20 protein-coding genes are annotated in these 21978 nt (G+C 41.0%); 13 read left to right on the top strand and 7 right to left on the bottom strand.

The window, feature by feature from the left end:
* Window positions 1-145: 145 nt before the first annotated feature.
* Window positions 146-517: a LysM peptidoglycan-binding domain-containing protein gene (locus tag AA84_RS18010; protein WP_051578055.1), complete on the top strand. Its 372-nt coding sequence runs from the start codon at window positions 146-148 to the stop codon at window positions 515-517.
* A gap of 74 nt (window positions 518-591) precedes the next feature.
* Here the strand turns inward: AA84_RS18010 and AA84_RS0113990 are convergent, their stop codons facing one another.
* From AA84_RS0113990 to AA84_RS0113965, 4 genes are all read right to left on the bottom strand, one after another.
* Window positions 592-1815, bottom strand: coding sequence for an abortive infection system toxin AbiGii family protein (locus AA84_RS0113990; RefSeq protein ID WP_028977719.1), 1224 nt, complete (start codon window positions 1813-1815; stop codon window positions 592-594).
* Window positions 1816-1817: 2 nt separating this feature from the next.
* Window positions 1818-2657, bottom strand: coding sequence for an abortive infection system antitoxin AbiGi family protein (locus AA84_RS0113985; RefSeq protein ID WP_028977718.1), 840 nt, complete (start codon window positions 2655-2657; stop codon window positions 1818-1820).
* Window positions 2658-3177: 520 nt separating this feature from the next.
* A complete protein-coding gene (locus AA84_RS18005; RefSeq protein WP_236628095.1) occupies window positions 3178-4023 on the bottom strand; it encodes a tyrosine-type recombinase/integrase in 846 nt (281 codons plus the stop codon).
* A gap of 362 nt (window positions 4024-4385) precedes the next feature.
* Complete coding sequence (locus tag AA84_RS0113965) at window positions 4386-4817, bottom strand: YrvL family regulatory protein (RefSeq protein WP_028977716.1); 432 nt, start codon at window positions 4815-4817, stop codon at window positions 4386-4388.
* Between the two features lie 56 nt (window positions 4818-4873).
* Here AA84_RS0113965 and AA84_RS19250 point away from each other — a divergent pair, with 56 nt between their 5' ends.
* Window positions 4874-5437 (top strand): hypothetical protein, encoded by a 564-nt coding sequence (locus tag AA84_RS19250; protein WP_028977715.1) that lies wholly within the window; start codon window positions 4874-4876, stop codon window positions 5435-5437.
* A 154-nt stretch (window positions 5438-5591) separates the two neighbouring features.
* On the top strand, window positions 5592-5828 hold the full coding sequence (locus AA84_RS19095; protein WP_028977714.1) for a hypothetical protein: 237 nt from the start codon (window positions 5592-5594) through the stop codon (window positions 5826-5828).
* 92 nt (window positions 5829-5920) lie between these two features.
* On the opposite strand, the gene AA84_RS0113950 is transcribed toward AA84_RS19095, so the two are convergent.
* Both AA84_RS0113950 and brnQ read right to left on the bottom strand, forming a co-directional pair.
* Window positions 5921-6154: a hypothetical protein gene (locus AA84_RS0113950; protein WP_028977713.1), complete on the bottom strand. Its 234-nt coding sequence runs from the start codon at window positions 6152-6154 to the stop codon at window positions 5921-5923.
* Between the two features lie 269 nt (window positions 6155-6423).
* The gene (gene brnQ / locus AA84_RS0113940; protein WP_028977712.1) at window positions 6424-7770 is read right to left on the bottom strand and encodes a branched-chain amino acid transport system II carrier protein; all 1347 of its coding nucleotides are present in this window, start codon (window positions 7768-7770) and stop codon (window positions 6424-6426) included.
* Between the two features lie 414 nt (window positions 7771-8184).
* Between brnQ and AA84_RS0113935 the strand changes: the two genes are divergently transcribed.
* Window positions 8185-9552, top strand: coding sequence for an FAD-dependent oxidoreductase (locus AA84_RS0113935; protein WP_028977711.1), 1368 nt, complete (start codon window positions 8185-8187; stop codon window positions 9550-9552).
* Between the two features lie 260 nt (window positions 9553-9812).
* Here AA84_RS0113935 and AA84_RS0113930 read toward each other — a convergent pair whose 3' ends face one another.
* Window positions 9813-12236, bottom strand: coding sequence for a Xaa-Pro dipeptidyl-peptidase (locus AA84_RS0113930; RefSeq protein ID WP_028977710.1), 2424 nt, complete (start codon window positions 12234-12236; stop codon window positions 9813-9815).
* 219 nt (window positions 12237-12455) lie between these two features.
* Between AA84_RS0113930 and AA84_RS0113925 the strand changes: the two genes are divergently transcribed.
* From AA84_RS0113925 to AA84_RS0113885, 9 genes are all read left to right on the top strand, one after another.
* Window positions 12456-13076, top strand: coding sequence for a DUF5052 family protein (locus AA84_RS0113925; protein WP_028977709.1), 621 nt, complete (start codon window positions 12456-12458; stop codon window positions 13074-13076).
* 81 nt (window positions 13077-13157) lie between these two features.
* Entirely contained in the window at window positions 13158-14108 is a 951-nt protein-coding gene (gene miaA, locus AA84_RS0113920; protein ID WP_028977708.1) for a tRNA (adenosine(37)-N6)-dimethylallyltransferase MiaA, read from the top strand.
* Window positions 14109-14313: 205 nt separating this feature from the next.
* Entirely contained in the window at window positions 14314-14550 is a 237-nt protein-coding gene (gene hfq / locus AA84_RS0113915) for an RNA chaperone Hfq (protein ID WP_010023814.1), read from the top strand.
* A gap of 262 nt (window positions 14551-14812) precedes the next feature.
* Window positions 14813-15775 (top strand): AAA family ATPase, encoded by a 963-nt coding sequence (locus AA84_RS0113910; protein ID WP_028977707.1) that lies wholly within the window; start codon window positions 14813-14815, stop codon window positions 15773-15775.
* Between the two features lie 15 nt (window positions 15776-15790).
* Complete coding sequence (gene hflX, locus AA84_RS0113905) at window positions 15791-17041, top strand: GTPase HflX (protein ID WP_028977706.1); 1251 nt, start codon at window positions 15791-15793, stop codon at window positions 17039-17041.
* A 5-nt stretch (window positions 17042-17046) separates the two neighbouring features.
* The gene (locus tag AA84_RS0113900; protein WP_028977705.1) at window positions 17047-18327 is read left to right on the top strand and encodes a methionine gamma-lyase family protein; all 1281 of its coding nucleotides are present in this window, start codon (window positions 17047-17049) and stop codon (window positions 18325-18327) included.
* Window positions 18328-18429: 102 nt separating this feature from the next.
* On the top strand, window positions 18430-18816 hold the full coding sequence (locus tag AA84_RS0113895; protein ID WP_028977704.1) for a MerR family transcriptional regulator: 387 nt from the start codon (window positions 18430-18432) through the stop codon (window positions 18814-18816).
* 63 nt (window positions 18817-18879) lie between these two features.
* On the top strand, window positions 18880-20214 hold the full coding sequence (gene glnA, locus AA84_RS0113890; RefSeq protein ID WP_028977703.1) for a type I glutamate--ammonia ligase: 1335 nt from the start codon (window positions 18880-18882) through the stop codon (window positions 20212-20214).
* A gap of 400 nt (window positions 20215-20614) precedes the next feature.
* Window positions 20615-21973 (top strand): amino acid permease, encoded by a 1359-nt coding sequence (locus tag AA84_RS0113885; RefSeq protein ID WP_037563801.1) that lies wholly within the window; start codon window positions 20615-20617, stop codon window positions 21971-21973.
* The last annotated feature ends 5 nt before the right edge of the window (window positions 21974-21978 follow it).

Below are 21978 nucleotides of genomic sequence, written 5' to 3'. Positions count from 1 at the left end.
TCCCTCGCATGGCACACATGTCCCTCGTTTATGTCCTAAGTGTCCCAAAAACATGGCATAACTGGGCTTTTGCGATGGCAATATACATTCAGGCGTTTCGGTCGATTACAACGAAGTAAAAGGTTGTGCTGGAGATTGGGGAGCAGTGGCCGTCAAGAAGTCAGCCAAGCCACAGCAATTATCAAAAGTAAAAAAGAAAAAACAGTCTGCTCCGGATCTGTATGTTGTGAAATCAGGGGATACATTGTCTGAGATTGGTGCTCATTATGGCATTGATTATCATGACATTAAACGATGGAATGGGCTTAAATCAGATTTGATTTTCCCAGGACAGAAATTGAAAATGAAAAAAGTGCTTGATAAGACATCAGCAAAGAAAGATTCGTATACAGTAAAGCCTGGAGATACTCTAAGCGAGATCGCTGCGCAACATGGTACAACAACAGCATCGCTTGTGAAGAAGAACGGGATCAAGAATCCAAACAAGATTTATCCAGGACAAAAAATTAAGTTTTGACATAATGTAAAAAGCCCGGCAGATGCCGGGGTACATAGAAATTAATGGTATACAACAATATTTAACAAATCAACTTAAAGTTTTTCTATATCAATTTCGGTTGCTTTTATAAACTTGTCTTGTATTTTTCTATTCTTAAAAAATTGTGATGGTGAAGAGTTACTGGGATCCTTAATATACATATTTGAAGAATACATGGCTTTTCCTCTAATGTTTTTTATTAAATAAACAGTTTCTCCCTTTTCATTTTTTTTGAAACCAGAAATATTAATATGATACCAAAACACCACTTTGTTAAGTTTGAACTTTTGCTCTAATATATCTAGCTCGTCGGTTTGATTAAAGCTAATACAGAGATCATCTGCTGATAATAAATCATTCTTAGTTGTTCCTTTTAAGTTGTTGAAATTTATTGAATTCATCTCAGCATTTTCTCTAAAGGGTTTTTTTTCTATGAGAGAACGATAAATGGCTTCAATTAAGTAGGCATCGTTCTGTGATACCATTTTATGTGGGTCGAACTCAAGATTAAGTTCTTTACTAACTAGGTAAGCTTTAGACCAAAATTCCATTAACTTTTCTAGAGAAATATCACCTTCAACTTTTTTATGCTCAGCAGTAATTTTATTCCCTGAAAAAAGAATAGTACCATTTAGAAATGCATGATATAAATTTCGAGTGTTAACAATATCGAGGACACTTTTTGCTTTTTCTAAGTTTATTTTAAATTTAATTGTTGCAGAGTTGTTTCTTTCTGAAATAACCCATATAACTTTAAAAGGATAATCATCAATTGATTCAATCTTGATTTTATTAAGACTATTGAATGGTACTCTTTGGAAAGAAAGTTTTACATTTACATTATTATTTTTATCTGATGAACTGAGCTTAACTTGATGTGGTTCAGGGAAAGGTTCTGGCGCTAAAATTAACGGTGTTTTAAAAGAAGGATCGAAAGGTTGTTTAATGAATGATGACACCTTTAACTTATGTCCATTGACTATTATTGTTTGATCACTATCAATTTCAATAGCTTTTTGGTTTCTATATAAATATTCTGGCACGTTTTCACTGCTTATGTTTTTCATATCATCAGTAATCTGAATTGATACACTAACTTGCATAGGCGATTTCGTATTTTTAGTAACTAAATGAACTATAGGTTTATTTGCGACTTGCTTATACATTAAGTTATCAGGCAATTCATCACTAATTGTTTTAATGATTTCATTTGGTATTTCGATTTCGCTGGTTCTTTGATGCATTTTTTGGAACGCATCATCAAAGTCGGTAAACATATTTACCAATCCTCCATTAATTCTTCGTAAACTAATATTTTTGAAATCAATATCTGATTTTTTATAGATTCATGATTTCTTTGACTAATATGCTTTATAAGCTTATCTCTATCCTCTATATTTTTTACAAAAATGTATTTAATATCGTTATCATGAAATTCCAGCCATAATTTTTTTGATTTGCGGATACCATCTGAATACGCATTAATAGCAGGGACTTTGTTTATCAAGTCTGTTGGTATTAATAGGGGTAAATGTGTTGTAGAATTATCTATTTTTGGAACATATCTCCACTCATTTTCATCATGGAAATTTTTATCTATTGTCTCATTGTCAACAACCATTGTTCCTCTCAAAGGTTTCATAAATAATAAATGATCGAGTAGATAATTCTTATAAACAGGTTCAATTAACTTATCCATATTGTCTTTATCGGTGGAAGATAATGCATAATTCATCGCGATGGAAAAGTCTTTCATTAATTGCGAACATGGATTAATATACTGTATGGGCTGAATGTTGTTAGATAATCCCCATTCTTTTCTTAATGCAATACCATAATTACCATAAAAGTGTACATGAGACTTTAGTTTCGTAAATTTAATATCACAGAAGCAGGTCATAGGGAAGGAAACTTCTTTTAACTCCTCAATGTTTAGATAATCAATAATTTCATTATTATAACGCGGTATAAATGCTTGATGTTTCAATGTGTCGACAAGATATTTCAACTTTTTACTGAAATGACAAAGGACATTTGCAGTTTGATCGGGGCCATTCACCTTTTTTGTTAGTGTTGGTGTCGGAACTTCAATTATTTTAGATGCATCAGAATCAGTCATATTCAATCTCCATTCAATCAAACAGAATTGATATATTATACAAGAACATAATACCAAAAATTAGACGGATATGATGATAATAAATAAAAGTATTTTAGTCATGTTTGATTGAATGAAACTGACTTAGATTAAAAAATAATAAGCAAATGGAGGCTTTCATGTAATAACACTCAAAATTAATGTTCAACGATATGTTACGAAAAACGAATGTAATTTGCGCCGATTTTGCGCGCGTTTTCCAAAATCCTTGATACAGCAGTGTTTTTTGAACGGTTGGCATTCACACCGTCTCCGTCGAACCTTGCCCCCATTTTGCCCCCATCAATTTGAATTTAGGTGAAATGGCATGATGAGTGATTGAGGAAAAACATTGATATCGCAGGCTTTTTAAAGAATATGAATTTGCAAAAAGTCATCATATTTAACGCCCTACGAAATGGAAAAGATGTTTAAACGCGTGCAGTAAAGGGGTTTTCAGCACCCATGTGAACCGTTTGCCCATAATTTGCCCATGTAAATTTTATTTGCCCAGATAAGCGTCCAAGTTAGAGACCATTTCGTTCTCAAGGTTCTGGGTAAAATGAACATAAACATTCGCGGTCATCGTGACATTGGCGTGGCCCAAACGATCACTCACAGACTTGATATCTGCCCCGCTCTCGAGTAACATGATCGCGTGTGTGTGACGCAGTCCGTGAGGTGTGATGTGGTGAAGGCTTGTCTTAGCAAGAATCATATTGATGACCTTGTTCACACCATATTCGCCCATCTCACGACCGTTCGGAATAGTAAGCATATATTCAGAGTCAAAGCATATCTTGTGTTTGAGACGTTCCTTCTTCTGCCAAGTCTGATATTGCTTCAATTGATCGATGAGCGTATCGTCAATGGCAATCGTCCGGATACTGGACGCGGTCTTAGGCGGGTGGCAGCTGCTCTTATCACGTGATTTCGTAATCTTAATTCGCTTATGAACCAGGTCGATGTCATCCCATGTGAGGGCAAGCATTTCACCTTTCCGCATTCCTGTTCGTAAAAGCAGGGGGACCATGATAAAATGGTGAAAAGGAGATGCAGCTGCCGCATCCATAAAGATGCTGACTTCATCTTTCGTCAGATAATTGGTTTTCACAACGTCATCTTTCTTTGTGATTGACACGTTTTGAAACTTATTGAACGGCAGCATTTCCAATTCAACCGCTTTATTCATGGCCGTGCAGAAGATCGAGTGGGTCGACTGCACGGTTCTTTTTTTGTGCTTTTTGGTAAGCCCGTTGGTGAACCGCTGATACTGGGTCTTCGTGATCATTTTCAATTCGTCCAGTTTTTGGTTCGCTTTTACCTGATGGTCAATAACTTGACTCAAGAGGTCATCCATAAGCGATCCATGATCCGTTTTAGCGCTCTATCTTCCGTTGGTTTCACCCCTTTGGTTGATGTGTCCTAGTTCTGTATTTTAGATTTTGGATGTAACAATGGAAAAACGGTGGACATGGCTTTTATCAAGGATGTGGGAAGTTTGTGAATCTCGACCAGAAGCGCGCGGCAGTTTTAAGGTATGAGTAAAAAATATCAGGAGCTTAAACATATCAATGGACAAGCAAAGTGCTTGTTGGATCGCATTGAGAACAGGATAAACGAGCTGAATGGAATAATTGCTCAAAGAAAGGGACAAGCGGTGTCGGAAGGTGAAATGAAATAATTAAAGGACCGTGCTTAACGGTATTATCAATCTGTAACAATATCTAATAGTGCAAGCAGCATTGATACAATCACTTGAGTGATGAAATTTATTAAAATCGACTGCATGCAATAATCAAGCACGTTAATGACAGCTAAATTAATTGCACTATAAGAAAAGAACAAAATGATATATTTTAGAATCTGTTTTTGTCCAAACAATGGATTTTTTAAAATGATACGAACAACCTTTTCAAAAATGTCTGCAAATAATGAGAAAAAAATAAAAAGTAGCGTGAAAATAAACAGAGCAAATAGATTGTCATAGTGAATACCTAACAAATTAAATAGCCCTATAAAGCCAAAAAAGAAAATACCAAACAAGAGTGTTATGACAATTAAAATGATTATGCTTAGCGAGATAATAATAAATATTTTTCCTGATAAAGATTCATTCTTGAATAGATGTTTGGGGGACATTTATGTTCTCCTTACTTTTTTAAACTACCTTATTTTACCATATCGGAGGGGTTATCGTGAGATCAAGAGAGTTAAAAATAGATATGCAAGACTTGAGCGTGACAAAGAAGATGGAACAAGGAAAAGAAGGAGTTTTGGGCCGGAACGGTCTTCCAGATGGAATAGTACTAATTAAATTTGTTAGAAAAGAATATTTGGGTGATGTATTTTCGGGAGTTTTATATGTTTTATATATGGTATTAAATGAGCACTTTATCGAATTAGAGAAGAAACAACTTGAAAAAGGGGGAGGTGATAAGTACGAAGGAAGTTGTATTGCTTCAATAAATCCTAAGCGGCAAATGTTGGCGATTGAAATGGATGGTAAATTTATAAGATTACCATTTACAAAAGCCTTTCATCCCAAAGATAAGCCAAATGTCGAAGGAACCGTAAAAATCATATCAACTTGGATTATTGCCGCACTAAGAAATGGTCAGTACTTTTCCATTCAACTCAATGAAGCCATTAAAGAAAAATTAGTTGAATACAATCAAAAACCATTTCAAAAGAAAAATGGGAGCACACAATCCGCTTTTGCGGAGGAAGTGAACTTTGCGCTGCTTCCCCATACGAGTTAGCCACTTGGAGAACAGCTACCGTACCCTATGATTATCACATATCTGTAGAAAAAATGTAATACTCCGTTCCCTACGAATACTTAAAACATCAAGTAGATATTCGCATGACTCAGCATATTATCGAAGTCTTCTATCACGGCATTATGCGCATTGTGTGGTTGCGGATGCTAAAGCTAAAGGAGCTTTCACGGCGGAAATCGCTGCCAGTGGTAAAAGGGACGCGGTTAAAGCTTTGATCGCACAGGCACCGGAGCTGATTACATTCGGCAAGTCTGCGATTGGCGACATGGAAGCACTGATCCGCAGCTTCCTGTCACGCGAAATGGGAACACATGTTCCTTTTCGCAAAAAAATAAAAGCCCGGAAAGGGCCAAAGCAACCATTTATTTGATCTACGCTTTCTCTTCTCTTGAATCGACAGTCTCTATTTAGGGCGCAAATTCATACTAAAAAGTCTTCAAAGTCATACATGAGTTTATCAAGTCAATTTGAAACTTTCTCAATAAGTTTTAATCGCGTTTCCATGGAGATACAAATAAAATCTAAAATGGGATCAGTAATTTTAAAGACATCCCACCGCTGGCCAGAGATCAAAGTAAAGCCAACTAGACGCTTGGAATCGCTAATCATGGATGAAAGACCTTCGGAAAAATGTTGAGCTTCCCATTGTGTTAATAGACCTACATCCAGTACTTGTTCGATCGAGTAAATTTTCATTTTTATCGCCTCCTGATATGTATGTAGGAAGCAGTGACGTGAGATGGTTAAAGCAATTGAAAAAAATAATAAATTTTATGCGAGTTCTGTGCATGGGGTGTTGAGAAAGCTGAAAAGCCTTGATGCTTTCGCATTTTTTCCATAACTGAATTGTTGAACCAATAAGTAAAGTTCCTTGATGCAGTCCAGGCTAATGAATGGTTCTTTCATTAAAAACAAAAACAGCTATTGAGTTAGCCAACAGCTGTTTTTGTTTAATGAAGTTTCAGTTAAGCCTTATTGGACTGAAAATGATAGATAACCAGTCCGATCAAGCTGCCGATTGTGGCTGGTACGAGCCAGCCTAATCCCAAACTATAGAGGGGCAGTACATGCGCATAAAATGTGGCAACACTATCTAGGAACATGTTTTGTGTCGATGGGACCATTGTGATCAGCGTATTGTACCCGTCAATCAAACTAATGATTAATGTTAAAATAACGGCTGAAAAATAAACGGTTGAGCTGCTATGGAACCCATTTGCAAAAAGGGTTAGCAAAATGAGTACAATGGCAACTGGATAAACAACCATTAAAACGGGAACAGCCAGCTTCACAATGTTGGTCAAGCCAACATTTGAAACAATATACGAAATGCAGCTAATGGCGACAACAAATTTTTTGTAGCTGATTTGCGGCATCAGTTCATGAAAAAATGTACTGGATGAAGTTACGAGTCCGATGCTCGTCTTCATACAAGCCAAAATGATGATCGCAGCAAGCAGTAAGCCGCCAAATGTGCCGAAGTAATGATGCGATACAGCGCCGAGAACAAGACCGCCGTTTTCGAGCAAGCCGACCTGAGCAACACTTGTCCCGCCAATGAACGTAATGCAGCCATAAATCACCATCATCAGAATCATGGCAACGAGACCGGATTTCAAGGTGACTTTGGCAATCTGTTTTGTACCCGTGATGCCACGAAGCTTAATTGCATTGATGACAACAATGCCGAATGCAAGTGAGGCCAGCGCGTCCATCGTGTTGTAGCCTTCTTTAAATCCAGTGGTAAAGGGTTGCGAAGCATAGATTCCTTGCGCGTTTCCAAGACCGCCCATGGGATGAATCAAGGCGACAAGAATTACAAGAAACAAAACAAGCAAGAAAATCGGTGTTAAATATTTACCAATATAGTCCATAGCCTTTGCAGGGTTTAGTGAAAAATAGCACACGCAAGCGAAAAATAGGAAACTGAACAGTCCCAACGGTAAAATTAATGATGAGGAACCGATATAGGGTTGAATGCCAACCGCGAAAGGTACGGTAGCCGTTCGGGGAAGCGCAAAGAGTGGCCCAATGATTAAATAAAGGCAGATCGAAAAAATGATTCCAAAAAGCGGATGCACACGGCTGGCGATATCTTTTACACCATCGGTACCGGATAAGCCAACGGCAAGAATACCGATAAAAGGCAATCCGATTGCTGTAGCAAGGAATCCAGCTAAAGCGAGCCAGTAATGTTCACCGGCAAGCTGGCCGAGTTGGATCGGAAAGATTAAATTGCTTGCACCAAAAAACATGCCGAACAGCATGGTGCCGACCATTAAATAGGTTTTGGTCACTTTTGAAATAGACACAATAAAACTCCTTTTTATTTACTTTGCGGGTTGGGAATCGTTCAATTTATTGAGTGAACCGTTAACAGTATAACCTTGTGAATTATAGCACGTACTTTAATGTGCTAAAACAAATTGCCGATATGTTTATCTAATTGAATGATTAAAAAAATACAGAAACTTGATATTCAATTGAGAATAGCTATGCATCTGTTTTTGCTGTTGATTATCAATAACGAATGATAATTATCATTAATTTCTTGGCGTATTTAGTGGAAATGGGATAAAAAACAAGTTCATGCATGAGCAGATTAGTTTGATTATAAATAAATATTTGTTACTATCTAAGCGAAGCAAAATAAAAAACGTAAGTCAATCAAATCTTAGTTTGCTTCGCCATATAAATCTCATACCATTTACAGGAGGATGAATCATTTGAATATTGTTGTTGTCGGAACATCGCATGGTGGGTATGAAGCGGTAAAAACAGTCTTGGAAAATTATCCAGATGCTAAGGTTAAATTGTTCGAGCAGTCGGATAAAGTATCCTTTTTGTCTTGCGGCATCCAGTTGTACTTGGAGGGAGCCGTTCAGGATATCAATTATATTCACTACGCAACAAAGGAAGGCTACAGCGACCAGGGTGTTGATGTCTATACCCGCCATCAAGTGACGGGATTAGATCCTGATCAGAAGACGATCCATGTGAAAAATCTTGATACAAATGAGACCTATGATGAATCTTATGATAAATTAATTTTGGCGCCGGGTGCGACACCGCGTAAACTCCCATTTAAAGGAAATGATCTTGATAATGTTTATTTCTTACGGGGGAGAGAATGGGCACTCAAAAGCAAAGCGAAGATTGAGGATCCAAGCGTTACCGATGTCGTAGTTATTGGCAGTGGCTATATTGGCATTGAAGTCGTTGAGGCCTATGCAAAAGCAGGAAAGAAAGTCACCGTTATTGATGTGACGGATCGAATTTTGCCGACTTATTTGGATCATGAATTCACGGACATTCTCACAGCGGATCTCCAAAAGCATGGCATTAATGTACGCACGGGCGAATTTGTTCAGGAAATTCAAGGCCGAGATGGAAAAGCATCTGCAGTTATTACTGATAAAGGCACTTACCCTGCCGATCTTGTTGTTGAAGCAGCAGGCGTTGTACCGAATACAGATTGGCTGAAAGGAACGTTGGAGCTCAACAGTAACGGCACAATCGCTGTTGATGCTTATCAAAAAACAAGTGCACCGGATGTGTTTGCTGCTGGTGATGCATGCATGATTCGCTATAATCCAACGGGTAAAGAAATGAATATTGCCTTGGCAACCAATGCGCGTCGCCAAGGGGTTGCAGCCGCATTAAATCTTGAAAAGCCTACGTTTAAAATCGAAGGCGTTTCCGGGACTTCAGCACTCTCGTTGTTTGATTATAAATTCGCGACGACTGGGATTAAAGATGCGACAGCAGCAAAGAGCGGTTTGGAAACCAGCTCGGTATTCGTTACCGATTACTATCGTCCGGCATTTGTTCCCGGAACGGAAAAAATCTATATGAAATTGACTTATGAGGTAGGCAGCAATCGTATTGTTGGTGCACAGCTGCTGTCCAAACATGATATTACGGCGGCAATCAATACACTTTCTCTAGCGATTGCAACGAAACAAACCACGCAGCAATTAGCTTTTGCCGATTTCTTTTTCCAACCTGAGTTTGATCAGCAATGGAACTACCTTTGCGCGCTTGCTCATGCTGCCTATAAGCAGGCAAAAGAAATTCAACCGGTGGCCCTGTAAACAAACGCTTTGATCACGCACTCAATCAGAACGATTGTTCCCCCCCTAAAAGAATGAAGCGAAAGGGGGCTTCTGCTGAGGGCAGAAGGACTTAACGAGGTATCGCTATAAAATAGAGTGAAGCGACAGGATTAGAGGTCACTGCAACAATAGGGGTGCTTAGACCTCCTACACCAATGCGCGTCATTCATAAATCTTTAACCAATGAACAAGAGGGTGTCTCAATCGTCTATGACGATAAGACACCCTCTTCCGTTCTTTTATTGAAAGGGTACGTCAAGATGGCAGTCGGACAAGTCGATGGAATAGCGCACCGCTTGATTGCCGCGAACTGTCATGGCAAAATCGGTGGCATAGATGATCAATCCTAACTGGTGACCGGCAGCCAACTTGTGAAAGGTTGGTTGCAGTGTGATCTCAAATGTGTAGAACTGGTTGGGCATCAGTTCATTAACCTTCCATGGATTCTCCCGGTTCTGCAGATTAAGATGCCCCTTTGTAATCATCTTGAACGGCGTTGGAAATTTAGCCAACGTGAATTCACGGAGTGTATCTTCACGCCAGTTGCAGCCTAATTCCATTCGTTGAATCGGAGTGGGCGATGGGTTGAGCCGTTTCTCTTCTCCGAAGTCGATCAGTTGAAAGCTGAGCATGCCGAAGGGTTGACTCGACGCTGTTTTGACATGGATGGCAACTTTTCCGTTTACAATTTGAGCCTTTTCAAAAGGTGCGGACTTAAAAATTAAACGGTTCGCATGTAACGCTTGTTTTTGATTCGAAATCAGCTCATTTTCCCATTGATCGATATGTTCCGTGTACCGTTTAAAGTCGTCTATCGGTAAATCATCTTTAAAGGATTGAATGGAGTTGCTGCCGCATCCCTCCGTCAATGTTCCAGGCGAGAGGTGGAATACCGTTTTGTCCGAATGAGGATTAGACCAGTCCGAGTATGCGGTCCATGTTTCAGGTATTAGATTGTCTTGTACAATCACATCCGGCAAGACCTCTTTTGCACCATTTTGCACGCCATACAATTCATGGCTAATCCAAAGATTGATCATATCCGTATAGTCGATCGAACGAAACGCATTGATATAGATGTGCTGACCTTGGTGTAAGATGATCTTTTTACTTACCGGGACACTTCTTAAGCCCTGCCATAGCGCCTCAACTTGCCCGGGTTTCACGTTCCAGTCATTTAGCCCGTGAATCATTAATACGTCACATTTAATCTTATTGATGCTTTTGCGGTAATTGCGTGCATCCCAGAAAGGCGTGTAGTTTCCTGATTCCCGATCCATGCCGCGTGCCATCTGATCCATTTGTTTCGTAAAAAAGTCTTTGACGCGGAGTATGTAATCTGCCGGCGCTTTCATACGACTTTGGGTTTCAATTGCCAAAACATCAGCATCTTCTCCTGGAAAACCACCCGGTGCAATAACGAGCCCGCCTTCACGATAGTAATCATACCATGAGGAAATCGCTGCTTCTGAAATTATTGTTTTTAAGCCTTCAACACCGGTGGTCGCGGCCGCAGTTGCAAGCGTTCCTAAGTAAGAGCGGCCGGTCATTGCTACCCATCCATTGCACCACCATGCCGAGATGGCAATGTTGTCAGTACGATTGGTAAACGCGCGTCGTTTTCCATTTAACCATTCGATGACATTCTTAGTCGCTTCCGTTTGCTGCGGATCACCGCATGTTTGAACGCCGTCTGAATCCAATGTACCGATCCCGGCAGCGTAAACGGCGGCAAATCCGCGTACAAGAAAATAATCATTTAACGTATAAGAACGTTCTCGACTAAACGTCTCGGCGGCATGTCTGGTCTCGCCGGCTACAGGGCGAGGGGCAGGCAAACTGTGCTTTTCTTTGCGATAAGCGATGTCCTGATAGGTAAGGCGGTTTGCTTTCTTCGCTTGCAATGGAACATTGACGTCATGCATCGCTCTGCTACCTGCTTCATGGTTTATTCCTTGATTATAAGGACTTGCTGTAAAAAGAGCCGGTACGCTTAACCCATGTTCCGTATCTGAAGGGCGCAGGATTTCGACCTTGAGTAAGTCAAGCTGACCATCACAATCGGAATCCACAGAGGACTCCACATAAACGACTTCTCGAACCAGTTTTGCAGGATCAAATACTGCTTGTGCTTTTCCATTAAAAAACAAAGGCTTTTCACGCGCCGGCAAATCATAAAACGGGATAAAGTAACCTTGGTTTGTTAAACGATCAAGGAAGGTTTGGCCGTTTTTTGTATGTGTTGTTAAGAGAAGATACCAGGCATCAAGCAGCTGATCTTTATGCCAATTGCCCTTTGTTTCAACGGTCGGAAGCTGCATTTGGTGCATTGCCTCTACTGGGTGATCGATCGCAAAATCCTCTGTAACGAGAAACTCAAGCAGCTGGAGCGCAACCAAATAGAAGATTTCCGTGGTTACTGGTTTCTTCGAAGCGAAATAGTCTTTAAGGTCTAAGCTCGGAGTTGCTAAATAGTTTTTCAGTTTGCTTGTAAATGAACCCTCTTCTTTCGTTGTTAAAAACGCTTTGCGTAGCAAAAGCTGGTAGACTTCTGTAGGAGAGGTCACACCTATCATTTGGTCATCATAGAAATGAATGGCTTTCAACTCATTAACAACCGTCTTATGATCGACGGTGAGCCTGGCAAATTGATTGTTCTTCATAAAGATTCTCCTTGTTACATTATTGAAGCCATTATACCATTGTCTGCCTGTTCCTTAGAGACGTATTCATTTGTTAACGGAATCCTATTATAGTTTTTATAATGACCTTGCTGTTTTTTTGCCATTAATTTCTGTCTGGAGTCTGATGACAAAACGCGTTCATGCATTTAAGGTTAAAATAGGCTTATAGTTTTGTCTGTAGAATGGGAGAGAAATGCATTGTTAAGAAAACGAAAAATGGTATTCCTATGTTTGTTATCCGTCTTGAGCTTGGCGATGCTTGCCGGATGCCAGGTGTTTGACTTTTTCACAACACAAGTCGAAGGCAATTTAAAAGGCTTAAATGTGACGATGCAGACGTATGATGCCGACGGCCAGCCGATTGATACGATTAAAGGTGTTTCAGGAGCGATTAAACGGGACAGTACCTTCGATCGAACCAACGAGAAAGGGGAAAAGACAAAAGAATCTTCGGTATTAAATATAACAATTGGAGGAAAACAAGTGCTTCATGTCGGCAGTACCTTAATCATGTATGAGAAGGGACTTCAAGACGTGATGAACAAACTGCCGCAAAAAGTACTTGTCACGAACCAAGACCGCAGCTTGCCTTTTGTAAATCGGATGGTGAATCAATTTCATAATTATTTTGATGGACGCTCAAAAATAGTCTTAATTCGTTCACAGCTCGGGAAACCGATTGCCACTTTTGCAGGAAATCGTGTTTCATATTTTGCTACCGACGTTCCCAATTCCACCGGACTTATTATAGATGGAAAATATTTGTTTATCTATCGATGCGATTTTACAATGTACGATACTTCACTCATTAAGCGCTAATCTTTTTCATGTTAAGCGTGAGGTGCAGTACGGGTGGAGAATGTGCTATACTGAGTCCACTAATTATCCGGGAGTAATTCAATGAATACAGCAACAATTGTGATTGTGGGTCCAACCGCAGTGGGCAAAACAAAATTAAGTATTGACCTGGCAAAACGATTAAACAGCGAGATCATTAATGGAGACGCATTTCAAGTCTATCGAGGGATGGATATTGGTACAGCGAAAGTATCAAAAGAAGAGGCTGAGGGAGTGACGCATCATCTGATTGATATTTGCAAGCCAGAGCAACCGTATACAGCTGCAGAATACCAACAGGATGCACGACGGATCATTGAAAACATACGATTGAAAGGGAAACCACCAATTCTTGTCGGCGGAACCGGTTTCTACATAAAAGCAGCACTGTTTGACTATCAGTTTTCTTCAACCGGCGCAAATCCGGCATATCGTCGGCAGCTGGAGCAGATTGCAGCTTGTGAAGGCAAGGGTGTACTTTTTGAACGATTAAAAAAAGTTGATCCGATCGCTGCAAAACGGATTCATCCGAACAATCTCATTCGAGTGATTCGCGCTTTGGAAGTTTATCATGAAACCGGAAAGCCCTTCAGCTTACACAAATCTGATGAAACGGTTCGCCCTCTCTACCCGTATCTCTGTATAGGCTTATCGATGAATCGCCAATTGCTCTATCGCCGAATCAACGAAAGGGTGGATCAAATGATTCACGAGGGCCTTGTTGATGAAGCGCATGATCTGTATACTCGAGGACTAAAAGATGCGCAGGCAATGCAAGCAATTGGCTACAAAGAGTTTATTCCTTATTTCGAAGGAGGGACATCTTGTGAAGCATCCGTGGAACAATTAAAAAAGAATTCACGCCATTATGCAAAAAGGCAATTAACCTGGTTTAGGCGTCAGATGTCTGTGGATTGGTTCGACATGTCGGATGCTTTAGTCAATTTTGATGCCAAGTCGGAAGAAATTTACCGATTTGTTCTGAGAAAATTGGACGGGCACTCAGATTCGTGAATTTTTCTAACACTTTTGGTTAGATTTCTTATATCATCTTTGCAAATGCTGGGAATATAAAATATAATCTTAATTGTAGATCTTTCTGACTAGACTCGTGAATTCCTTCTCAGAAAAAAGATCAAGCAAGTCGAGCAGCATGTGCAGGATATTCTATAAATTAAATCGAAGTAGTTTTATTTAGAGAGAAAAGAGGAGGAATAAAATGAAACAGTCAATTAACATCCAGGATACATTTTTGAACCAGTTACGTAAAGAAGGAACATTTGTGACGGTTTTTCTAGTCAGCGGCTTTCAATTGAAAGGAAAAGTGAAAGGATTTGATAATTTCACGGTACTGCTGGACAGCGAAGGAAAGCAGCAATTGATTTTTAAACATGCGATTTCAACATTTACTCCTTCGAAGCCAGTAAATTGGACCAGTCAAGACGAGGAGTCATGATAAATTCTGCGAAGACAGCGGCCCCGCTGTCTTTCTTTTGTTTCCTGAAAATTCCGCTCCCATAAAAATGATGATGCGCTCTGTTGCATAGGGTGAAGCACTTCTGAATCTGTCCGCTGTTTCATAAACTAGAGCAGTCCAATTTATTTCGTTCTATTGCCGAAATTAGGCAACTGTCACGAGACACCCTGCTGATGTGTATACCTATAAAAGCAGGCAGAAGAATGTGCCCTGAGTTCATCAACAGAGAGGTGATCGGATCATGCGAGAAGCCTATACATTTACCAAAAAGAGTCAGATCAATGTGGTCTTTAACCAAAAACCGCAGAAGACTCCGCCCGTCCATTTCCCAATCGAAGAACGAGTAGCTCATGAACCACTAGAAAAATTGGAACATCAACTTGATCGTTTAGTCGGAATGGATCAGGTGAAACTCATGGTGCGTGAACTCTATGCATGGCTGTATGTTTATCGCAAAAGACAGGAAGTGCAGTTAAAGGTCAAAAAACAATCTTTTCACATGCTTTTCAAAGGAAATCCGGGGACTGGAAAAACAACCGTAGCGCGATTACTAAGCCACCTGTTTCATGAGATGGAAATATTGCCAAAAGGTCAATTAATTGAGGCTGAGCGAGCCGATCTGGTAGGAGAATACATCGGACAAACCGCACAGAAAACAAGAGAACTGGTTAAACGAGCGCTTGGCGGTGTATTGTTCATTGATGAGGCCTATTCGCTCTCGCGTGGCGGAGAAAAAGATTTTGGCAAGGAAGCAATTGATACGTTAGTCAAACAAATGGAAGATCACAAAGATGAGTTTGTATTGATCCTTGCTGGCTATTCTGATGAAATGGATGAGTTTCTTAGAATGAACCCAGGTCTGCCTTCGCGTTTCCCGATCATTATGTCCTTTCCCGACTACTCCGGCGTCGAACTGCTTGATATCGCAAAACAAATGCTTGATGATCGCGAATACACAATGACGGTTGAAGCACAGAAAAAGTTTCTTCGCCTTCTGCAACGGAAGGTACAGGCGCAAGAGCCGCATTTTAGTAATGGACGTTTTGTTCGCAATGCAGTTGAAAAAATGATTCGCCAGCAAGCGGTTCGCCTAGTGAAAGAGAACAGCTTTGATCGTGATGCGCTCATGACGATAAGAGCTTGTGACCTTATGGCAGACGATTCTGATCATCCGATCATTAGTCAAATGGGTGAAGGCGAGTAAAAAGAGAGGTAAAATATGGAATATGTCATTCTTGCAGCATGCCAGCTTCCTCATCAATCGGATGAGCATTTCCAATCATCCCTTGATGAACTGGAAGCATTGGCGAAAACTGCCGGCGGTGAAGTGGTTGCCGTCGTCACACAGAAAAGAGCAAAAATTGATGCTGCAACCTATATTGGCAGTGGTAAAGTTCAGGAAATTGCTGCGCTAGAAAAACAACTTGAGGCCAATGCTGTTATCTTTAACAGCGAACTGTCTCCCGCGCAGCAAGGCAGACTTGGTGCTTTGCTTTCTGCAAAAGTGTTGGACAGGACTCAGCTCATTTTAGATATTTTCGCCGTTCGCGCGCGTTCTCGTGAAGGGAAACTTCAGGTTGAGCTTGCTCAGCTTAAGTATCTGCTGCCGCGGCTAAGCGGTATCGGGCAATCTCTCTCTCGGCTCGGGGGCGGCATCGGCACACGCGGACCCGGTGAAACAAAGCTGGAAAGCGATCGACGTTACATACGCAGCCGAATGAAGGACATCAGCCATCAATTAAATGCGGTGGTCAGCCATCGGCAGCGCTACAGGGAACGAAGGCTGTTAAATAATCAGTGCCAAATTGTTCTTGTCGGGTATACGAATGCCGGAAAATCAACACTGTTTAATCAATTGACTGAAATGCAGACCTATGCAGAAAATAAACTGTTTGCAACACTGGATCCCTTAACCCGGAAAATGAATTTACCAAATGGATTCACTTGTCTGCTGTCAGATACCGTTGGGTTTATTCAACAGCTTCCCACTCAATTAATTGCAGCCTTCCGTTCGACTTTGGAAGAAGTCACCGGGGCGCAGCTGATCGTACATGTACTTGATGCGTCCAATCCGGATGTGATCGAACATGAGAAAACGGTGTGCAAATTGCTTCAGGAACTGGAAGTGGATGACTTGCCGATGCTGACGATCTATAATAAAAAGGATTTATTGCAAACCCCATTTATCGTTCCCAAAGGTGCTTTGCTTGTTTCAGCGCACGATATTAATGATCGAAAACGGATTCTTGAAGCGATCGAATCACAGATTATGCAGCAGATGGTTCCATTTCATACTAAACTACTTGCTTCGGAAGGAAAACTGTTAAGCAGTATAAAGCGCAATGCTATTTTACAAAACCAGACTTTCGATCAAAAGACACAGATGTATGAAGTAGAAGGTTTCGTGTATCCGGAAACGTCGATCGCATCAAAACTGATCCAGCATCAAGGCTCAGCAGATAAGGAGTAGACAGCATGTTTGAAACACTCGCCTATGGCGGAGAATTGACTAAACTTGCCGCCGCTATAGATGAACAAGTTGCAGAGCAATTAAAGGCGGCGGACGCAACTGCACTAGAGAATCAATATCGCGTTTTATCGAGTTTTAAGAAAAATAAAATAAGTGATGCCCATTTCAGCGGAACGACAGGCTATGGATATGATGATTTTGGGCGAGACGGTATTGAATCGGTTTATGCCGACTGTTTCGGCGCTGAGTCTGCACTCGTCCGTTCACAAATGATCTCCGGAACCCATGCGATTACGACCGCTTTATTCGGTATCCTCAGACCCCGTGACGAGTTAATGTACATAACCGGCAAGCCTTATGATACTTTGGAAGGCGTGATCGGCCTTACAGAAGAAAGTCATGGTTCTCTAAAAGACTTTGGCATCGGCTTTCGGCATGTTCCCTTAAAAAATGGATGTATTGATACGGAAACGGTAAACCGCATGATTGCACCCAATACAAAAATGATTGGCATTCAACGTTCTTGTGGCTATGACCAGCGCCCGTCTCTTCATGTCGCACAAATTGGAGAAGCGATCGCTGCAATTAAAAAGCTCCACCCATCTATTGTTGTCTTTGTCGATAATTGCTATGGCGAATTTACCGAAACGAAAGAACCCTGTCATGTAGGTGCTGACTTAATGGCAGGGTCGCTGATTAAAAATCCCGGTGGAGGATTAGCGGAAGCAGGCGGCTATATTGTAGGGAAGAGCGAGCTGGTTTCACTTTGTGCGGAACGACTGACCGCACCCGGACTAGGCAAAGAAGTGGGGCCTTCGCTACAACATCTGAAAGATCAGTATCAAGGCTATTTCTTATCGCCGCATATGGTTGCTCAAGCGGTTAAAGGTGCTATTTTTACATCTGCAATGATGGAACGATTGGGTATGGAGACCGCTCCATCTTGGGAACAAAGACGTACGGATTTGATTCAAAGTGTAACTTTTCACGATCCGGATCAGATGATCGCGTTTTGTCAGGCGATACAAATGGCATCACCGATTAATGCCCATGTTATGCCTTATCCAAGTCCAATGCCGGGCTATACGAGTGAGGTCATCATGGCTGCGGGAACCTTTATTCAAGGGGCCAGCTTGGAATTGACCGCTGACGGGCCGATTCGGCCCCCTTACACGCTTTATGTGCAAGGCGGACTGACGTTTGAACATGTGAAAACCGCTTTAATTGTTGCCGTAAATCATTTGCTTGAAAGAAAATTGCTTGATCCAATGAGAATAAAGTTGTGACAATATTATGAAACGCATCCCATTTGCTGTAAGATAACCTAACACCAATTGACAACTAATAGGCGGATGGATATAATGTAACTAAGAAAGGGGCGAGGCGAAATGGCTGAAAATGTACGCCGCTCTATGCCTTTGTTCTCAATGGGTATCGTGCAAAAATTGACAGGGCTGACTGCTAGGCAGATCCGCTACTATGAGGAAAACGATCTCATTCATCCCGAACGTAGCGATGGAAATCGCCGCGTCTTTTCTTTCAATGATGTTGATCGACTTCTTGATATAAAGTCGCTGCTTGACGAAGGGGTTAATTTGGCCGGAATCAAACGTGTTCTCAGTGAAAAGCCAGTGGAGGCGAATACTCCGGCTCAAGGAAAGAAGTCAATGTCCGAGGCTGAGTTGATGAACTTTTTGAAATCTGAACTTGTTCAATCCGGCAAGTTCGGCAAAACTTCGTTAATACAAGGAGAGTTGTCCCGATTTTTTCGGTGATTGCTGCCTGTGTATATAATTTTTGAAAGAAAATAGACATTTATATTGGGGAGGATCAAGAGAATGGCAAAGTTTACAAAGGAAGACATTATTTCTAAAGTGAATGAAGCAAATGTAAAATTTATTCGTTTGCAATTCACCGACCTGCTTGGAATTATCAAGAACGTAGAAATTCCGGTAAGTCAACTTGAAAAAGCGTTGGATAACGAAATTATGTTTGACGGTTCTTCTATCGAAGGATTTGTTCGGATCGAAGAATCGGACATGCTTCTGTATCCGGATTATGACAGCTTCGTCGTATTCCCTTGGACTGCAGAAAAAGGGAAAGTTGCGCGTCTGATCTGCGATATTTATAAACCAGACCGCACGCCATTCCCAGGAGATCCTCGTTCGGTGCTGAAAGCTCAACTTGCCGAAATGGAAAAAATTGGTTTCACATCCTTCAACATCGGGCCTGAACCTGAATTCTTCTTATTCAAAATGAATGATGCAGGCGAACCAACTCTCGAATTAAACGATAAAGGCGGTTATTTCGACCTTGCTCCTACTGATCTTGGTGAAAACTGTCGCCGTGATATCGTCCTCGAACTCGAAGATATGGGCTTTGAGATTGAAGCCTCTCACCACGAAGTGGCTCCTGGACAGCACGAAATCGACTTTAAATATGCTGATGCAGTAAAAACTTGCGACAACATCCAAACGTTCAAATTGGTTGTTAAGACGATCGCCCGCAAACACGGATTGCATGCGACCTTTATGCCGAAACCTTTGTTCGGTGTAAACGGTTCGGGAATGCATTCGAACATGTCGCTCTTCAAAGGCAAAGAAAATGCATTTTATGACGCCAACTCTGAAGATGGTTTGAGTGATACAGCAAAAGCATTCATTGCAGGTATTCTGGAACATGCTCCGGCATTTACTGCAATCGCTAACCCAACGGTTAACTCGTATAAACGTTTGGTTCCCGGTTATGAAGCACCAAGCTACATCGCTTGGTCCTTGAGCAACCGCAGTGCCTTGGTTCGTATTCCTGCTTCACGCGGTCTTGGTACACGTATCGAAGTGCGCAGCGTCGACCCAACGACCAACCCTTACCTTGGTATGACTGTATTGCTTGCAGCCGGACTTGATGGCATCAAGAAAAAATTGGCACCTGCTGCTTCTGTTGACCGCAGCATTTATGTTATGAATGATCAAGAACGTGAAGAACTTGGTATTCAAGAATTGCCGGCTTCTCTGAAAGATGCAGTAACCGCATTGAATAAGGATGAAGTAATTACAAGTGCATTAGGAGAACATACCATCTCACACTTCAATGACGCAAAAGAAATTGAGTGGGATATGTTTAGAACGCAAGTACACCCATGGGAACGCGAACAATACATGGAACAATATTGATCAATCAAGAACTCTGAAACCCCTTGGCGCTCTAAGCGCCAGGGGGTTTTTGTCTGTTTAGGGAGAGGAGGGGCATTTCTTGAAAAATCAAAAAAATATTTTCAAACGCACCCAAAAATTTCTTGTTTTGTAAATAGTATTATTATGATCCTTTTCGTTTGGCTTGTACCATGCTATGTATTTGGAAATAATAAATCAAGTTATATTTTGGGGATCATCTCGGCTTTGCTCATTGTGAATATTCTCGGAGCATTTTGGTACCCCTGGTTTACAATTAAAGGAAAAACAAAAAGGCCAGAAGACAATGATTGAGTATTTGCGTCCTTGATTCGTGCTCTTTCTTGCAGTTATAATTACAGTTATGTTACATAGAGAAAACAACAGAAGGATGAGTTAAAAAATGAAATTAAAAAGAGGCTTGAGTGCACGCCATATTCAAATGATTGCGTTAGGCGGCACAATTGGTGTTGGTCTTTTTATGGGATCCGCCAGTACGATTAAATGGACAGGGCCATCTGTATTGCTTGCTTATGCAATAAGCGGACTGTTTATTTTCTTTATCATGCGTGCGATGGGCGAGATGCTGTATGATGAACCGAGTACAGGTTCATTTGCGAAGTTTGGCTATACGTATATTCATCCGCTGGCAGGTTATTTGACCGCCTGGAGCAACTGGTTTCAATGGATCATTGTGGGGATGTCGGAAGTGATTGCTGTAGGTAGCTATATGAAGTTTTGGTTTCCGGAGCTTCCTGCATGGATTCCCAGCGTCATTGCAGTACTTATACTTGGAACGGCAAATCTGGTTTCCGTTCGATCATTTGGTGAATTCGAGTTTTGGTTTGCCATGATCAAAGTAGTGACGATCGTATTAATGATTATTGCCGGTCTCGGTTTAATTTTCTTTGGGCTAGGTAATGGTGGCAAAGCGATCGGTTTAGCGAATTTATGGGCACATGGCGGATTTTTTACCGGTGGATGGAAGGGGTTCTTCTTTTCCTTATCGCTCGTTATTGCCGCCTTTCAAGGGGTTGAGCTTATTGGAATTACAGCGGGCGAAGCAAAAAATCCACAAAAAACGCTTACTCATGCAATTCAGAATATAATTTGGCGGATTTTAATTTTTTATTTAGGCGCTATTTTTATCATTGTAACGGTTTATCCGTGGAATGAGCTTCAATCACTCGGCAGTCCTTTTGTTACTACGTTTTCAAAAATCGGCATTACAACCGCAGCTGGAATCATCAACTTTGTTGTCATTACTGCAGCGTTATCGGGTTGCAACAGCGGGATTTTTAGTGCCGGTCGCATGCTTTACACACTAAGTGCACTGGGGCTAGCGCCTAACTATTTTATGAAAACCTCACGTTCTGGTGTGCCGTTATACGGAACCATTGCGGTACTGATCGGATTGGCAATCGGCGTTGCGTTAAACTATCTTGCACCGGATCGAATTTTTGTTTATGTATACAGCGCTAGCGTCTTACCGGGAATGGTTCCATGGTTTGTCATTTTAATAAGTCAAATTCGCTTTAGAAAGCTCAGAACAAAGGCAGACAATGCTAATCATCCATTTAAGTTACCGCTTGTGCCTTTCTCAAACTACGCGACCATCGTGTTTTTAATGGTCATCTTAATAGGGATGGCATTTAATCCAGAAACACGTTTATCACTTGTTGTGGGAATTGTTTTCCTGACACTTATTGTGATCAGTTATTATGCGTTCGGGCAAAATAAGAAACAACCTACGGCAAAGTAAGATCC

The sequence above is a fragment of the Sporolactobacillus terrae DSM 11697 genome (assembly GCF_000648615.1).
Classification (GTDB): domain Bacteria; phylum Bacillota; class Bacilli; order Bacillales; family Sporolactobacillaceae; genus Sporolactobacillus; species Sporolactobacillus terrae.
This window is presented reverse-complemented; position numbering and strand designations above follow the sequence as displayed.

Excerpts from the sequence above, each read along its gene's own strand:
- AA84_RS0113990 (WP_028977719.1), bottom strand. The coding sequence starts at position 1,815 with ATGTTTACCGACTTTGATGATGCGTTCCAAAAAATGCATCAAAGAACC.
- AA84_RS0113985 (WP_028977718.1), bottom strand. The coding sequence starts at position 2,657 with ATGACTGATTCTGATGCATCTAAAATAATTGAAGTTCCGACACCAACA.
- AA84_RS0113965 (WP_028977716.1), bottom strand. The coding sequence starts at position 4,817 with ATGTCCCCCAAACATCTATTCAAGAATGAATCTTTATCAGGAAAAATA.
- AA84_RS0113950 (WP_028977713.1), bottom strand. The coding sequence starts at position 6,154 with ATGAAAATTTACTCGATCGAACAAGTACTGGATGTAGGTCTATTAACA.
- AA84_RS0113930 (WP_028977710.1), bottom strand. The coding sequence starts at position 12,236 with ATGAAGAACAATCAATTTGCCAGGCTCACCGTCGATCATAAGACGGTT.
- miaA (WP_028977708.1), top strand. The coding sequence starts at position 13,158 with ATGAATACAGCAACAATTGTGATTGTGGGTCCAACCGCAGTGGGCAAA.
- hfq (WP_010023814.1), top strand. The coding sequence starts at position 14,314 with ATGAAACAGTCAATTAACATCCAGGATACATTTTTGAACCAGTTACGT.
- AA84_RS0113910 (WP_028977707.1), top strand. The coding sequence starts at position 14,813 with ATGCGAGAAGCCTATACATTTACCAAAAAGAGTCAGATCAATGTGGTC.
- hflX (WP_028977706.1), top strand. The coding sequence starts at position 15,791 with ATGGAATATGTCATTCTTGCAGCATGCCAGCTTCCTCATCAATCGGAT.
- AA84_RS0113900 (WP_028977705.1), top strand. The coding sequence starts at position 17,047 with ATGTTTGAAACACTCGCCTATGGCGGAGAATTGACTAAACTTGCCGCC.
- AA84_RS0113895 (WP_028977704.1), top strand. The coding sequence starts at position 18,430 with ATGGCTGAAAATGTACGCCGCTCTATGCCTTTGTTCTCAATGGGTATC.
- glnA (WP_028977703.1), top strand. The coding sequence starts at position 18,880 with ATGGCAAAGTTTACAAAGGAAGACATTATTTCTAAAGTGAATGAAGCA.
- AA84_RS0113885 (WP_037563801.1), top strand. The coding sequence starts at position 20,615 with ATGAAATTAAAAAGAGGCTTGAGTGCACGCCATATTCAAATGATTGCG.